The following is a 1,031-nucleotide window of genomic DNA, read 5'->3' on the forward strand; positions in this document are numbered from 1 at the left end:
AGGAGTAGCCATCTGTACGGGGCTCAATCACGTACTGCCACCGCGATCCTCCGATGCTCACCTCTCCCCAGGCATCGCGGACACAAGTAGCGGCAGCCAAGGGCTCCTGACTGGACGAGAAAGCTGCTGCAGGTCCAGTACTTCGCATGCCGCCAACGGATGTGCAGGCAGCCAGCAGCAGAAGTGTGATCCCGGCTGTTGCCATCCCGAGAGGTTGAGTCATTCCGTGCATGCGGCAGCTCCATTGCAAGTGCGGACCTGTGACGCAATCATGAGAAGGCTACAACAGTGTAGTCGTGAGGTCGGTCTGCTGCCGGCAGTGATCTCGCCCAAGGCAAGGGAGCCGATAGGGCCGTGGGTGAGGGCGGAGCAGTAGTAGATGCAGCCCAGTGCTTGGGCGGAATGGCCCCAAGCCGGTCCTATTCACTTCATAAGCCATTGATTGAACGCGCAGAGAAATCCCCGCCCTAAGGGGAGGGGCGCCCGTTCGAATCGGGCTGGGCTACCGGACTCAGGGCGTTGGAACAGGTTCCGTCTGGTGGCGCCGGTTCGGCGCATCCCCGCCGCACAGAGACTCGACGCACTGCAAGAGGCCGCGATCGCGGCTGCCTGATGCCGCACATGTTGGCCATGAGATGAGATCAGGGCGCTTCTCGCAAGCGCGCTGCATCTGCTGAAAACAGCGTACATTGAGCGAACATCCGTTCTCGTCACATGGAGGAACGGATATGCGGAATCGGATGCTGATGATCTTGTTGATGGGCAGTCTCGCTGGCTGTTCTCCCAGCGAGGAGGAGCTTGAAACAGAGAAGACTGAGGCAATCAGAGCCGCAGTTGAGGCGGGTGTTCGCAAGGCATTGAAGGATCCTGATTCGGCAAGGATCACGGTCCGCCAAGTATTCGCACTCTATGACGGTACGGTCGCTTGCGGAACTGTGAATGCAAAGAACAGCTTCGGCGGCTATACGGGCGAGATGAAATTCGACATCGGCATCAACCCTGATGGAAGCCCCGCCGCGCCAACCATTGCG

General features: G+C 59.5%; 1 protein-coding gene. It reads left to right on the forward strand.

Annotated elements, in window-relative coordinates; all coding sequences use genetic code 11:
- Positions 1 to 740: 740 nt before the first annotated feature.
- A partial coding sequence (locus ACFV9G_RS30035; protein WP_378733164.1) for a hypothetical protein occupies positions 741 to 1,031 on the forward strand: 291 nt, incomplete at its 3' end.

The organism is Nocardioides sp. NPDC059952, assembly GCF_042730435.1.
In the GTDB taxonomy this organism is placed as follows: Bacteria; Actinomycetota; Actinomycetes; order Propionibacteriales; family Nocardioidaceae; genus Nocardioides.